Source organism: Nocardioides pymetrozini (assembly GCF_046058985.1).
Lineage (GTDB): Bacteria > Actinomycetota > Actinomycetes > Propionibacteriales > Nocardioidaceae > Nocardioides.
Genome location: NZ_CP175556.1, coordinates 2,505,814 through 2,519,883, shown reverse-complemented (window position 1 = coordinate 2,519,883; position 14,070 = coordinate 2,505,814). Strand labels below are relative to the sequence as shown.

Annotated in this window: 14 protein-coding genes; 3 read left to right on the top strand and 11 right to left on the bottom strand. The window is 66.6% G+C overall.

All coding sequences use genetic code 11. The annotated features are described in order from the left end of the window. Window positions 1-22: 22 nt before the first annotated feature. From ACJ5H2_RS12310 to ACJ5H2_RS12265, 10 genes are all read right to left on the bottom strand, one after another. Entirely contained in the window at window positions 23-1,282 is a 1,260-nt protein-coding gene (locus ACJ5H2_RS12310) for a tyrosine-type recombinase/integrase (protein WP_408895684.1), read from the bottom strand. Beyond that, window positions 1,245-1,433, bottom strand: coding sequence for a helix-turn-helix transcriptional regulator (locus ACJ5H2_RS12305; protein WP_408895683.1), 189 nt, complete (start codon window positions 1,431-1,433; stop codon window positions 1,245-1,247). Before ACJ5H2_RS12305 ends, ACJ5H2_RS12310 begins: the two co-directional genes overlap by 38 nt. 34 nt (window positions 1,434-1,467) lie before the next feature. Next, complete coding sequence (locus tag ACJ5H2_RS12300) at window positions 1,468-2,778, bottom strand: hypothetical protein (protein WP_408895682.1); 1,311 nt, start codon at window positions 2,776-2,778, stop codon at window positions 1,468-1,470. Then, on the bottom strand, window positions 2,778-3,077 hold the full coding sequence (locus ACJ5H2_RS12295) for a hypothetical protein (RefSeq protein WP_408895681.1): 300 nt from the start codon (window positions 3,075-3,077) through the stop codon (window positions 2,778-2,780). The genes ACJ5H2_RS12300 and ACJ5H2_RS12295 overlap by 1 nt, the downstream gene beginning before the upstream one ends. A 118-nt stretch (window positions 3,078-3,195) precedes the next feature. Then, complete coding sequence (locus ACJ5H2_RS12290) at window positions 3,196-3,753, bottom strand: hypothetical protein (protein WP_408895680.1); 558 nt, start codon at window positions 3,751-3,753, stop codon at window positions 3,196-3,198. Window positions 3,754-3,765: 12 nt separating this feature from the next. Further along, window positions 3,766-4,179: a single-stranded DNA-binding protein gene (locus tag ACJ5H2_RS12285; protein ID WP_408895679.1), complete on the bottom strand. Its 414-nt coding sequence runs from the start codon at window positions 4,177-4,179 to the stop codon at window positions 3,766-3,768. Window positions 4,180-4,333: 154 nt separating this feature from the next. After that, window positions 4,334-6,370 carry an ATP-binding protein gene (locus tag ACJ5H2_RS12280; protein ID WP_408895678.1) on the bottom strand — a complete coding sequence of 679 codons (2,037 nt, stop codon included), beginning with the start codon at window positions 6,368-6,370 and terminating at the stop codon, window positions 4,334-4,336. 167 nt (window positions 6,371-6,537) lie between these two features. Further along, the gene (locus tag ACJ5H2_RS12275) at window positions 6,538-8,283 is read right to left on the bottom strand and encodes a type IV secretory system conjugative DNA transfer family protein (protein WP_408895677.1); all 1,746 of its coding nucleotides are present in this window, start codon (window positions 8,281-8,283) and stop codon (window positions 6,538-6,540) included. Beyond that, on the bottom strand, window positions 8,280-8,741 hold the full coding sequence (locus ACJ5H2_RS12270; protein WP_408895676.1) for a hypothetical protein: 462 nt from the start codon (window positions 8,739-8,741) through the stop codon (window positions 8,280-8,282). The genes ACJ5H2_RS12275 and ACJ5H2_RS12270 overlap by 4 nt, the downstream gene beginning before the upstream one ends. Further along, the gene (locus ACJ5H2_RS12265; RefSeq protein WP_408895675.1) at window positions 8,738-9,820 is read right to left on the bottom strand and encodes an ArdC-like ssDNA-binding domain-containing protein; all 1,083 of its coding nucleotides are present in this window, start codon (window positions 9,818-9,820) and stop codon (window positions 8,738-8,740) included. The genes ACJ5H2_RS12270 and ACJ5H2_RS12265 overlap by 4 nt, the downstream gene beginning before the upstream one ends. Window positions 9,821-9,996: 176 nt before the next feature. On the opposite strand from ACJ5H2_RS12265, the gene ACJ5H2_RS12260 reads away from it, so the two are divergent. From ACJ5H2_RS12260 to ACJ5H2_RS12250, 3 genes are all read left to right on the top strand, one after another. Then, on the top strand, window positions 9,997-11,094 hold the full coding sequence (locus ACJ5H2_RS12260; RefSeq protein ID WP_408895674.1) for a tyrosine-type recombinase/integrase: 1,098 nt from the start codon (window positions 9,997-9,999) through the stop codon (window positions 11,092-11,094). 4 nt (window positions 11,095-11,098) lie between these two features. Next, on the top strand, window positions 11,099-11,464 hold the full coding sequence (locus tag ACJ5H2_RS12255; protein WP_408895673.1) for a helix-turn-helix domain-containing protein: 366 nt from the start codon (window positions 11,099-11,101) through the stop codon (window positions 11,462-11,464). 458 nt (window positions 11,465-11,922) lie between these two features. After that, window positions 11,923-13,257, top strand: coding sequence for a hypothetical protein (locus ACJ5H2_RS12250; protein ID WP_408895672.1), 1,335 nt, complete (start codon window positions 11,923-11,925; stop codon window positions 13,255-13,257). Window positions 13,258-13,645: 388 nt separating this feature from the next. Here ACJ5H2_RS12250 and ACJ5H2_RS12245 read toward each other — a convergent pair whose 3' ends face one another. Next, window positions 13,646-14,014 (bottom strand): MerR family transcriptional regulator, encoded by a 369-nt coding sequence (locus tag ACJ5H2_RS12245; RefSeq protein ID WP_408895671.1) that lies wholly within the window; start codon window positions 14,012-14,014, stop codon window positions 13,646-13,648. Window positions 14,015-14,070 lie beyond the last annotated feature (56 nt).

Genomic DNA, 14,070 nt, shown 5'->3' with positions numbered 1-14,070 from the left:
GCTGGGTGTCGACCGCTTGTCCTCAGGCGTCATCGTCGTCTTCCTCGTTGATCTCAAGGGCGTCTTCGAGCGGCTGCCCCTCGGCTTCGATTGCCTCGTCGGCGGGCAGGTCTGGTGTCTCGTGCCCGAACACGGCGTCGACCGCGCGCTTGGTACGTTCGGCGCTGCCTTCGACCAGGTGGGTGTAGGTGCGCAGGGTGAAGCCAGGGTCTGCGTGGCCGAGGTACTCGCTGAGAGCCTTGATGGACTCACCCTCGTGGAGCGCCGTACTCGCGTAGAAGTGACGGAGCGCGTGACTGCCGTTCTCGCGCGTCGCAGGGACGCCGGCGCGCTTGAGCGCCGGCTTCCAGATGAAGGTGTTGATGTAGTTGCGGGCGAGGGCCTTCTTTTCGCGGCTGTAGAGGATCAGCGTGACGGTGGTGGGCTTGCCATCGCTCTTCTCCCACGGCAGCGTCACATCGATCGGCGGATAGGCGGTCATATGCGCATTGATCGCCTCAAGAACCGCGTCGGGCAGTGGGACTTCGCGGACTTTGCGCCCCTTGGGCAGACCGAACATCTGCTTGTTGCCGAGGAGCTTGACCTGGCGCCGGACGCGTACCTCGCCGCGCTCGAGGTCGATGTCGTCGGGGGACAGCCCAAAGATCTCGCCCTGCCTGAGCCCGAGACCGGCACCCAGCCAGACCATCAGCTGGAATCTCGCCGGCAGTTCGTCGCGAACGGCAAGGACGCGTTCGCGCGGCCAGGGCACCACCTTGTGATGGCCACGCTTCGGTCGTCGAACGGACCGTGCCCGGCATGGATTGGCGAGAATGAGTGAGTCATCGACTGCAGCGCTGAACACTGTGGATACATTGGCGAAGATGATCTGCCGGTACGACGGCGCCAGATCCGAGAGGGTACGGAGCCAGCTCTGGATGGTCGAGGGTTGGATGTCGTTGAGGTTCAGCCTGCCGAGGACCGGGAACGCGTGCAGTCGGAATCGCAGTTCGACAGCCACGTGCGTGCCTTCTTCAAAGGTCTGCGCGGCGAGCCACTTCTTGGCGTAGGTCTCGAACAGGATCTTGCCGGCGTCAGGGTCGATGTACTGACCCCGGACGAGGTCAGCTGACACGGTGGCGGCGAAGCGATCGGCATCGACCTTTCGCTTGAAGCTTTTGTTGCGCTCCTTGCCGTCAGGCCCCCGCCAGCGGACGCGGTAGGACCTCAGGACCTGTCCGTTCTTCCCGCGGCGCTCGCGTCGCTCAATGTGCGCCATGGTGATCGGCCAGGTGATCTTCAAGCCATGCGCGGACGGTGCTCGGCTCGTACCTGAGGTGCCTGCCGACGCGATAGGCGTCGGGACCGCAGCCCTTGTGACGCCACTGGTAGAGCGTGGCGACCGGGATGCCGAGGAACTCGGCCACCTCGTCGGCGGAGAGGAGTCGCTCCATCCTCTGCCGCGCCCTTGGGACGCTGTCCTTCGCGCTAGAGACCTGGGACATCGGGCTGCGCTCCCTTCGCGGGCGGACGGTGGATGAGGGCGGCGTGGAGGTCTGCCCGGCTCGTCCCCGCCGACGAAGCTGAGGGCTCTTCCGGGGGTCGCAGGTGCTCGCGGGCAGTCCGGATGACCTCGAGGTCAGCCGCGCGTGCGACGGGCACGAAACGTTCGCGGACCGGATGAACCAAGCGCCCGTCGCCGCTCACGAGCCGTGGGACCGTCACGCGCTGGACGAAGGCTCCTCGTTCGACTCCGGATTCGAGAATGTCCGTGATACGCGAGTCGACCCGACGAAACAGCGCCTGGAAGCCGCCGAGCATCCTCGGCTCGATCACCGCCTCCGGCCGCAGCGCCTTCAGTCGGCTGACGGCGTTCGCCGCCTCGCCTGCGGCGAACGTGCCGTTGCCGAGCCGCCCTCCGATGTTGCGGAGTTCTCGCTGGATGCGCGAGTAGGTCTCGGCGCGGGTACCCCATTGGTCAGCAAGGTTGGGGTCGATCCGCTTGGCGTATGGCACCAGACCGGAACTCAGCAGTCGCTGCGAGTCGACGACCAGGCGGAGATTCATCGCATCGGGGAAGGACGCCAGCCTCACGAGGAGGTTGTGCTCGGCCTGGAGGACGCCGAGGACTCCCGGCTTGGCGGGGCCGCCAATGGGCTTGGTCCGCGGGCGCCACCCTGTTTGGTCGACGCTGTAGTCAGGCTGCCCGAGGCTGACGTCCAAGGCCGTGGCGAGCGCCGCCCAGCCGAGTCGATCGCACCCGGCGAGGGTCTCCCATCCGGGGGTGTTGCGATACCGGCGGTCGAGGACGACGAGAGCCTGAGTGATCGCGGCGACATCGCCTGCGATGGTTCGCGCTTGTGCCGCGGTGAGGTGGATCGCCTGGTCGGGCGCGGTGTCGTGTTCGGCGAGCGCTGCGGCCCGAGCTGCGAGTCGCCAGTGCTCGACGACGGTGTTCGCGCTGGGGGTCGTGAACTCCTGGGCCGACGCAGGCGGTGTCGTCGCCTGAGCGCGTGCCGCGTCCAAGGCCCGCGCAAGCTCAACCACTGCGGCGCCATGGTCGGTCGCCGCACGGAACGGGTCGGCCGGCTTCTGCGGAACGTTCGGGAACGTGAGAGGTCGCGCCGCTCCTATGGCCTGCGCGCACCAGACGAGAACGGTCTGCCGGTATCGGAGGATCTGTTGACCGGCGGCCGCGCGCTCAGCGGACGAGTCGGAAGCGAGTCGGCGCATGATCCGGTGCTGGCGAAGCAGCGCAGCCAGCTCCGTGCGCATCTGCGCGCCGTTCTCGCCGTACATCAGCCGATGTCCAGGTCGTGTGCGTCGACGAGCATCGCGAGGATCAGCTCGACCGACAGTGGGTCGATGCCGTAGCTCTCGAGCTCTTCGATGGCGTTGCTCGCGACGGCGAGGAGGATGTCTCGGTCGTCGGTGAGGTCCTCGGTGTCGAGTGCCGGGCATTCGTCGCCGTGCACCCGGTCGAGTTCGAGCAGTGCGCGCTCGTACGCGGAGGATGCCTCGAGTGTCAGAGCTCGGTCGGCGAGGGCCGCTACGTAGGACCTCGCTTGAGCGAGCGTCTGTGCGTGGGGGAGAAGCATCGTCCCTCCTTCAGTGGGTCAGATACCGACCCTGAGCGGGCAGTCGCGATTGGCGATCGCTTGCTCGGACTTCTGTGGATGAGTGCGAGCACGAGCTGGCCATGGCGGGCTCCTGGACTCAGCCGATGAGCTGCTGGTTGGCGATCGCCGCGACGCGGCGCCTTCGGAGTACGTCGTCTCGGACGAATGCCGCGAAGTCTTCGTCCCGATTCCGGATCTCGACCTCGGTGCCCGCCGGGGGCGCTGACTCGCCGGGCCACGTCGTCTGCCTTGTGGGCCGGTCGCGATCGAGACGCGTACCGCAGATCGAGACCCAGTCCCGTAGGCGGTAGCGCGCATCGGAGAACTCGCGCATCCATGCGATGGGAGCCGACGGTGACGCGGACTCGTGGTAGCAACTCAGCCAGTGGCAGTGAAGCGCGGAGAGTTCCCAGACAAGCTCGTCGTGGCGGTGCCAGTACGGCGGCACGATGTTGGGCGGGAGGCCGAACGTGGTCTTGAGCCACTTCACCCAGAGGTCGAGATCTCGCCACTCGATCTCGGCCTGCTCGGCGTCGAGGACGTTCCAATTGATCGGGGCGGGTGGGCGCTCGAGCAGGTCGGTCACGCTGCGCCAGGCATCAGCGTCGTTGCGCCAGGCATCGGCGTCGTCGGGCTCGTCCGGGAACGGACTCATCACAATGCCCAGTCAGAGGCCGACGGCGGGTGGCTGCGGCACAGCGGTAAGGGGCCGATCGGCGGCGTGGCGGCCGCGCTGGACGACGTAATCGGTCTTGTTGGCGTTGTGGCCGATCTTGCGGGCGACGAACTCCTCCTTGATGACGCTGCGCTCGCGACCGTCGACCTCGTACTCGTGGACGTAGCCGCTGGCCACGAAGGAGTCGCCCTTGCGGAAACGGGCGTAGGTCTCGCGTGCGGTGCTTTCGAAGGCGACCATGTCGTGGAAGGTCGGGTCGAGCTTCGTGAAGCTGCCATCGACCTCCTTGCGCCATTGCTCGATGCCGACGCGCACACGGCAGCACTCAGCACCGGCCTTCGTGAAGTGCAGTTCGGGTGCTGAGGCGATGAAGCCGGCGAGGCTCATCTGGGTGGGGATGGACATCCTGACTCCCTGAAGTTCAGGGCGGCTCCACATGGATACCGCGCTCAGGGGTTAGGTACACAGGGACTGCCAGTTCGTCGCAGCGCTTCCGCTCACCCACGTCTCCTAGGCCACGAGCCCTCACACTGGGCTGAGAGGTGCCCTGTCACGGCCCCTACGTCGAGGGCAGCCCGAGCTTGTCGAAGAAGGCCCGGTTACGTTGAGTCGCACTATTCAGCAGCCGGTCGTAAGACATGACTTCGATATATGCCTTTGCCGCCGTGTTGTAGCCGAAGTACCCCATCCCGTCATGAGTCGGTTGTAGGTTCGCGAGCTCGCACCGGGCGACCATCTTCGCCGTGAGGTCAGCGATCACGTAGCAAAAGGCGGGGGCGTCAACGGTCTTTGGAATGGGCCGACCCGTCGACGTCTTGATGCCGCCGTCGCGCACTCGCTTTACGTAGCTGAGTGTCTGGCCGATTGGATCCTCGCCTTCGTCTGCGTCGTTTCGCATGGGTCGCTTTAGCTCAACGACGACGATGGATGGGAGCGGCACGGACGTTCCCTCGGCGGCGAGGAACGGGGCGTCCAAGATTCGTGTAGCTAGCAGGTCAGGTCGCGTCGGGGAGTCCGAGCCCGTTACCGGGATGGAAGTCAGCGGAATATCAGAGGCGAGGTAGTCATGGAAGGCGAGGCTCTCATCGATGATCCACAAGTTTGAGCCGTCGGGTCCAACGGCGTTTGAGTCGGCCCGCATCGGCATAAGGAGGGAGTGGATCGCGTCCTCTCGGGAGTACTTGCCGAGCTCGTTCGCAGCGATCAACTTCTGCAGGAGGTCCAGGGTCACCTTGCGGCGCGCGACGTAGGCCGCGAGATCGGACTGGTTGATGTCCTGCACGGTCGCCCAGTACTCGCTCAATCGCTGCTCGTACTCGTCAAGGGGAAGTGCACCAATGCCAGCTGCGACCTTCTGTCCCTCCTCGAATGCTTGCCGCTCTACCACTTGGAGCTTCTCGTGCAGAAGGGACTCCAACTCTGCGTTCTTCATCGAGGGATCGACCGTGATCCCGAGCTGCTCGATACGTGCGAGCACCGGGCGATAGCGGGGCGCCGTACGGCTCACGAAGTCGTTGAGACGTTCCCGGCCAGCATCGCGCACCCTGTCAAGCGGCTCTGCAAGGAGTCTCTGGATCTCAGCGAGCGCGCCGTCCCGAATGTCTTGGAGCGTTACCTCGGCGAAGGTCACCTCTCCGTCGGTGCCCTCACTGAGGTCGAACGCGGTCCGGTCCGACCGAACGTGCTCGTCGAGAAAGTCGGACATCAGGTAGCCGACGTATGTGAACTCCCCGCCCGAGTCATCCTTCATACGAGCGACCAGGCCCGGGATGCGGCTCGTGATGGTCTCTTCCGTCACGACACGGTTGGCTGCGCACCAGTTCAGACGGGGTGCTGTGACCTTCGCGGAAGGCTTCAACGCGAGGTTGACGATCTCGAACCGCGTCCCGTTGACCTCAAAGCTCGAGCGGGTGAGCGTGTGGTCGACAAGGTCGTCAATCAGACCTTGGAGCGAGATCGCCTCATCGTCGACCACTGTGATCGTCGGTGCTCCACCTGGCCGAAGGAAGTACCAGATGCAGTGCTCGGCGATGTCCCTCGCAATGGCTTCGCCGGTTTTCGGCGCTGCAGCTTGGTGCGCCGCCTTGAATCCATCAAGTGTCACGACGGTCCCGCTCGCGACCGGCTCAGTGTCACGGTCCACAAGCACCCGCACCTCGTCGGCCTCGGTGAACTCGAACTCACGCGACCGCGTCTTGCCTTGAGCGTCGACGTACTGGCTCGTGACTTCCACTCGGGTAAAGGCCTTAAGCCAGAGCAGGCGGCCAACGCCCCTGCAGCCCAGTTCGGACTTGTGGTCGGAGTCGAGCGTTTCGAAGGACCGCAGGTTCTCGTCGTTGAAGCCGACGCCGTTGTCAGTGATCTCGAATCCGACGATGGGTGGCAGGGCAGTACGGCCTGGTCCCGCGTTGGTTTCCAGCACCTCCTGTGGGCTCCGGACGATTCGAACGGTTACCGCGCCGTCGGTGATGTCGTCCCCGCAACGCGGGTCGATCGCTTGAATGGCGTTGACCACTGCTTCGTGGACCGGCAACAAGCTGTGGCTCTTGGGCAGGCTGGTGTTCCTGACTCGGCCGGCGAGAGATGTGCGCAGCAATGTTCCTCCCTGTATCGCGCACACTAACTGCAGGGACCGACAGATCGCTGGCAAGCCGGCGAGGTCCAGTCGTGCCTTAGTTGTTGCCAACGCACTCGCTCCCGTCCGGGATGCCGGGGTAGACCTCGCGTAGAAGCACTGAAGCGGCACCGCATCGGGCTATGCCTTCATCCGCGTCGGTTCCGAGTGCTGCTGCCCGGTCGTGCTGTCCACGGGCGAAGTCTGGTGACGATTGGGGGCGTGCTGCGCAGGAGCACGAGGGCGGCACCGAAGGGCAGCGTTCGGATTTGCTCCGGCGGCATGACCGCGCGCCGCCGGCTTGACCGCTGGAGAGACCGTTGCCCGTAGTCGCCGATGCTCACCGTGTCGGTGCGCTCGTCGCGTTCGCCGATGAGGACCGAGAGTTCTTGGAGGTCCTTCGAGGACGACGAGCCGCCGAGGATGACCTTGACGATGCTCGCGTCCCAGATCGTGCTGGCCGCATGATCGCCCCACTTGTTGCGCGCCTGCGCCAGCGACTGCAGCACCGGCATCGTCGTGATTCCCGTACCACCGCCCTCCGCCATGAGGACCGGGAGGGAGGGGAGCGGCGCCAGGTTGCCGATCTCGTCGAGCGCCATCAGCACCGGCGGGTCTAGGCGCGCGCCCGGTGACGCGGCGGCGAGGTGTCGGGCTACCTCGGTGAGGTCTTCCAAGAATGCGGCAACGAGCGGCCACGAGGCTCCAGCGCCGGCTCCCGTGGCGAGCAGGTAGAGCGTGCCGTTCTGGGCCAGGAAGTCGCCCGGGTCGAAGGCCTCGCCGGCCTCCGGGCTGACGGCGTCGAGCACGGCGGGGTCGGCGAGGCAGGAGAGGGCTTGGGCGACGGCCATCCAGATGGAGTCGCGGGTGCGTGGATCGGAGCTGATCATGCCTTCGAGCGAATCCGACCATCCCGCTGCGGCTTGCGGGTGACTGGCGAGGATCCCAACGGCGTCGGCTGCGGCAGAGGCGGACAGCGACCACTCGAAGAGGGCCCGAGTCGGTAGCTTCTCGAGCGCAGCTGCATGGAGGAGCGCTTGGAGCGCGGAGCGGGCCTTCCCTTCCCAGAAGCCGCCGGACTCCGTGCCGCCGGAAGAGAGTCCGGTCGACGATGCCAGCCCTGAAGCGCGGATCATCGCGGTCAGGGGCTGCTCACAGCCGCGGATCGTCGACCACCGGACGCCGCAGCCGTCGACGGCAGGCAGCCCTGCCGTGAGGTGTTGCGGGTCGAAGACGGCGACCGGCCCGAGGTCCTTCCGAGCGGCGATCGTCGCGGCGATGTTGTCCGGCCGGGTCGAGGTGGTGACGACGGCCCCAGGCGCGTCGAGGATGGCATTGATGACGAGATGGAGTCCCTTGCCGGAACGCGGCGGACCGATCACGAGGATCGAGTCCTCGACCGAGGCCCAGATCTCGCGGCCGCAACTGCGCCCGATCAGGTAACCGACGTCGTTCGCGCGGGGATGGCGGATCGACGGGCGGAGAGTGGCGGCGCGCCGTACGAGGGCCTTCTTCGATGCGGTCGTGTCGATGTCCCGCGCTGTTGCGGTGCCTGGGATGCGGTGGGGATCTCGAGCATTCCGGTGGCGGAGCCGGGTAACCACTCTCCACACGCACCAGGCGACTGTCCCGAGGACCGCGAGGAAGAGCGTCACGACGCTCCAGTACACGATCGCCGACAACCCGGGCGCCTCGAATGCCCGCGCCGGCCGACTCGGATCCACCAGCACACGCAGTCCGCTCGCGATCCCGCCTTCGGGCGCGGCCGCGCCCGTTGTCATCGCGGCGGCCGTGGCTGCGGCGCGGAGCAGCAGCGCCAGAGCGAACGCTGCGACCATCCCGATGAGTGCCAGGTTCACGAGCTCGTCGTTCGCGCCACGGGCAGCGGGGTTCATGCCGGCGCCTCGAACGGGGTGACTGTCCGTGAGGTCATCCCGAGGAGCACGAGTCCGCCGCGGGTTGCGGCGATCAGCGCGGGTGGGAGGTTGAGTGATGCGTTGCCTTCGGCATCGGCGTTCTGGCGTACGACGACGTAGGCCAGCGCGACCTCCTCGCCGGGCTGGAACCCGGCACCAGCGAGCGCCGGACTTGGCGGGGTGGGTGGCTGCTCTGCGGCGGCTGGTGCCCGAGTCGGGGGAGTCGCGACATCGGTGAAGGTCGAGCCGTCGGCCTCGCGCACCTCGACGCGCACCGGCGCGCCGAGGTCTGCGGTGATCTCGTCGATGACAGCGCGAAGGTGGTCACGGGTCCTGGTCTGGTCGGAATCGCGCGGGACACCATCGACGTCGACCGCGAGTACGCCGTCGGCGTCGATGGCGACGTGAACGACGGAGAGGACGACGGGGATCTTCATAGCCCGAGCACCGCCGCCCCATCGCGGCGTGCAGTGGTGGTGACAGCAGCTGTCCCGGTGCGGTGGCTGAGGGCTTCGCGGTCGAGCCCGGGCGGGCTGCCGTCGCCGACCTTCTGGGTGTCGACCTTGTCGAGGATGCCGAGCGCGGTCGCGCGGACACGTTCGGCGGTCGACTGGACGACCTCGACCGGATTCGTGCCTGGAACGCTCGCTGCCCAGGTCGACACGTACGGCACCGTGTAGGAGGAAGTGTCGAGCCCGTGTGCGGCGCCGACCATGAGCGCGACGGATTCGGCCTCCACCTCGGCGATCCCACGGTGCAAGGTCGCGTCGGCGGCGACCTCGGTCGACAGGGCGCTCTCCGGTGGCGCGTGGAGGAGAACATGGCCGAGCTCGTGGGCGAGCGTCTTCACCTGGGCCGCCTCGTCCATGTCCATGCGGACCGAGACCTCGCGGGAGAGGAAGTCGGTCAGCCCATTGGCGCCACCAATCGCCGCAGCCGAGGAGACCAGACGCAGCTCGAAGCCGGCGGCCGTGATCTGGTCGGCGAGCCCGTCCCACAGCCCGGCCGGTGCTTGGCCTTGGAGCAGGTTTGGTCGTGGGAGTTCGGGCACAGGGTCACCTGTGGTCTGGGAGATGTCCCACACGTACGTGGGCTTGACGCCGATCATGCGGGTGCGCGCGTACTCGCCAGCCATCGGCCTCTCGTTGCGCGCCAAGCGTCGCCAGGAGTTCGGGTCCTCGGGCGTGGACGAGGCGAACCGGCCGGTGACGGGGGCGAGGATGCCGTAGCCGTGCTGGCCTTTCGCGACGCTGCGTCCGAGCGCGAGCCACTGGTGGAAGCCGGCGACGTACGTCGGCGTCGGCTCGGGCACCCTGCCCTCCTTGTACGCGGCGAAGTGCTGCGCCGCGATCAGCATCGAGTTCCCGAAGCTGCGCCCGCGGAACTGGGCGGCGAAGGTCAGGGCGCGCTTCCAGTCCTCACCGGTCACCAGCGCAGCGACGGACTCGGACAACTGCTCCTGGAGCGCTTCGAGCTTCGCTTCGCGGGCCGCTCGTCCTCGTACCTGATTGGTCATGACGACGCAATCTCCATCCGCTCAGGTTCGTTGACCTGATTCGCGGACAGAGAGGCCGTTTGGGCAGGTGACGACAGGTCGACTCGCGCCATTGTCGGATCTGACCAACTATCGCTCCTAATGACGGTTTTGCCGTACTGTCGATGCATGGCCACTCCCAATGAAGGTCGTAGGTAATGGGTCTCGTTGCGCTGCCAGGTAGCAGCGAGCCGGATCTGGTACTGACAGGTGCGCACGCTGGCCCAGATTTCGAGCAGGAGATCGTCGACCAATACGCGCTCGCGATGGCTGCGGCGGGGTTGAGCGATGGCCATATCCGGCGGACCCGGGCGATCGTGATCGAATTCGCTCGAAGCTTGCCGGGACCGCTCTGGGCCGTGACGTGCGTCGACGCGGATGCGTTTCTCGCCGAGCAACGCCGTCTTGGACACAGTGTTTCGACCCGCGCCGGCAAGGCAGGGACGCTGGCGGGGTTCTACGACTTCGTCATCGCCCGCTACGAGGGCGCTATCCGTCGAGCGACGGGCGTCCTGGTCGAGCAACCGATCGACGAGTTCAACCGTCAGTCCGGAGCCTCGCTGGGCAAGGTTCGCGTGCCGCCCGCCGACGAAGAGGTCGACGCACTCTTCGCGGCTTGGCGTGAGTCGGTCACCCAGGCGCGCAAGTACCTGCCCGCTGCCCGGGACTACTTCGCTGCCTCGCTGTGGCGCCGCGTTGGCCTGCGGATCAACGAGTCCGTGAAGCTCGACCTCCGCGACTGGCGTCCCGACCTGGGCAGCTTCGGCAAGATCCACGTCCGGTTCGGCAAGGGATCGCAGGGCCGCGGTCCGAAGCCGCGACTGGTACCTGCGATCAACGGCGTCGACCAGTTGATGGACTGGTGGCTGGCCGAGGTACGCCCACAGTACGGGCCCGATTGGGCGGACCCTGATGCGCCGCTGCTGCCCTCCGAGAGGTTCGACCGCGACGTCAGCAGGTGTGGTCGAGTGGGCGACAACGCCTTGCGTCGTGGCCTCGCGATCCAGGTCGACCAGTCGCTGCCCACGTGGTCGGGACGGATGACGCCGCACGTCCTGCGGCACTATTGCGCGTCCTCGCTGTACGCCGCCGGCATGGACATCAAGGCGCTCCAAGAGCTCCTCGGCCATCAGTGGTTGGCAACCACATCGGGCTACATCCACGTGCGGACCGAACACATCGAGCAGGCATGGAACCAGGCGAGCGAGCGACTCGAAGTTCGGTTCGCCCCAAGATTCGACGGAAGAAGGGGATGAGCTGATGCAGTGGAACCTGCGACTGCGCGCCGCCGAGCGAGGAATCTGGAAGTCGGCAGAGCTGCGACGGATGCTGGCAGATGCCGGGCTCGAGATCTCTGCCGGAAAGATGTCGTCCTGGTGGGCCGGGAACCCGCCCACGATGCGGCTCGAGGAACTCGACGTGCTGTGCACCGTTCTCGACTGCACTCCGAACGACCTGATGACGCCCGAACCGGACAAAGTGGCCGCTCGCCGAGCCCGCACATCTGAAGCGGCCAACGGCAACGGCAACGGCAACGATCCTGCCGGCGACGGCAATGGTGGTGGGGCCGCCGGCCCCGCGGTCACACCCCGGCTCGGGAAGCCTCGGTCCCGTCCGCCGCTGTAGAAGCCCCACCCTGCAAGGACGTTGGTCAGATCGTGCCCGCGCCCGGACCCAAGGCAGCCCTTCGGCTGCCGCCCAAGTGCAACCGCTGCCAACACAACCGAGTCGCCTGGACCAGTCCACGCGTCGACCTCTGCTACACGTGCCTGCCCGGCGGACCCTTCGACCCGCCTCCGTGCCACACCTGCGGAACCCAGAGTGACTACTTCAGCCAGGGATTCTGCAGCCGTTGCCACCCCCGCAGCCCGGAGCACATTGACTCCTGCAAGGGCTGCCTGAGCTGGGGCGTCTACCCACGACACAACTGGACCTGCTGGTCGTGTCGGTGGTGGCACAGCCACAACCCCAAGGGCACCTGCGCCTTCTGCGGCCGGGAGGGCCACGTCAGCGAGCAACGAGCATGCCGACTGTGCCTGGAGAACGCGCGACTCGAACAAGAGCCCGGCCGGGCACCCGACCTGATGGCCGCCAACCAGCACAGCCAGCAGCTGTTCTTGGCCAACATGGCTTTCAAGCGGCGTGTGACACCGCTGCCCACGTATGTCACCTGGACGGGCAGATGGTCGCAGAAGAACAAGAACCAGCTGCCGCCCTCGCCTGCGACCCGGTTCGACGAGAACGCATGGGAACAGCTGACACTGTTCGACCTGGACCCCGACCCCGAGATCCTGCGACAACGCATTCTGATGGAGGACAGCGAGCTCACCCGCTACTGCGCGACGATCGTCGCTGACCACGCGCGGCGGTACGGCTGGAGCGTGCGGCAACGCAACGCCGTGATCCAGTCGCTCCGGATGCTGCAGACCCTTCGGCCCACGCCCACGGCCAAGATCCGAGCCAGTGACGTCGTCACGATCCGCCGCTACGACGGCACGATCACCTCGACCATTGACGTTCTGGCCGAAGCAGGCCTGCTGATCGAAGACATCCCGACCAGGGTCGAGAAGTACTTCGCGACCAAGTTCATCGACTCCGGGGCGCTCTCGCCCAAGATGCGCCAGCACCTCGAACTGTGGTTGCAGATCATGCTGGGCGGCTCGCGCCAGGCACCTCGCCAGTTCCCTCGCGACCCCGCAACCGTCGAACTCCAGATCCGTGGTCTGGCGCCCGTGATCCAGACGTGGGCCGAAGCAGGCCGCCAATCCTTCGCTGAGATCACCCAATCTGACATCGTCGAGGCGCTGGAGCCGCTCCCCGCCACAGGGCGGCACTTCGCCGAGAACGGCCTGAAGTCGCTGTTCAAGATCCTCAAGGGCCGGCGGCTCGTCTTCACCAACCCGATGAGTGGACTCCCTGTGCGGCCGGTCGCCACCACGATCCCGCTGCCACTGGACACCGCCGTGATCCGCGAAGGCCTGGACTCGCCAAACCCCGCGGTCGCACTCGCCGTGGCACTGGTCGCTTTCCACGCGCTGAGCCGCAAACAGGTCCGAGAACTGCAACTGACCGACATCATCGACGGCCGTCTGCTCCTCGGCGCACGCGAGATCCCACTCGCAGCACCGGTCCGGACCCGCCTCGCCGTCTGGCTCGACTACCGATCGAGCACGTGGCCGAACACTGCAAACCCGCACCTGCTCATCAACCGGCGCACCGCACCGCGCCTCGTCGCCGCCGGGCACTCCTACCCCTGGACGAACACCGCGTTCCGGCCCCAAGCATTGCGCGAAGACCGCATCCTCCACGAGATCCGAGCCACCGGCGGCGACGTACGCCGCCTCTACGACCTCTTCGGACTCAGCGTTGACAGCGCCAGCCGCTATCTCAGGACCATCGAGCATCGCGACCTCACGTAGGAGGGCGGGCCGTGCTCCGCGAGAACGTCGCACACTCATCACGTCACGGATAAGCAACCTGGGCGCGCGCATTTCGGTCGCACTGGAGGTCTCGGTTTTGATCACTGGCGAAGCATTGGGGGTCAGCGTCCCCGCATCCGTCCCCCCTTCGTCCTCAAACCGAGGGGGACGCGGTTCTACGTGGAGCGTTTGCGCAGGTCAAACGGCGTCCCCCCGAAAGTTCGCGACGAGTTCCTAGGCCAGTTGGCCCGGGGGCCAACTGGCGGGATCCAGCGACCCGTGACACTCGCCGTCAATCGGGTGCCATGGCCCAGCCGCGGGAAGGGCACGAGGTGGTCCGCTCCGAGCCGTTGCGGGATGCTGGCCCGCGTGGGCGGGCCTGAGCCTGTCAGGAGATTTGGCGGCTGAGCTGGAGAATGAACTCGTCCGCCATGGCGAGCTGCTGCTCGAGCTTCTCGCGTCGTCCGACGGCGTCAGCGAGGAGACTGTCCAGACGCTCCCGCGCCACCGCATGTTGGTCGACGGCGATCGGGTCTCGGAGGGTCTCGATGTCCCGCATCGCAGCGCTCATCTGCTCGAGGGTGAAGCCCAACGGCTTCATCCGCCGGATCACGAGGATCTTCTCGACATCGGCCTCGGCGTAGAGCCGAAAGCCGCCCTCGGTCCGCCCAGACGGACGAAGCAGGCCGACGTCCTCCCAGTGCCGCAGGCTGCGCAGTGATAGCTCGGTGCGGGCGGCGACCTCCCCGATCTGCATCACTGTCGCTTCGGCACCGGGGTCGGTGCGGGGGGTCGGCTCGTCGGTCACTGATT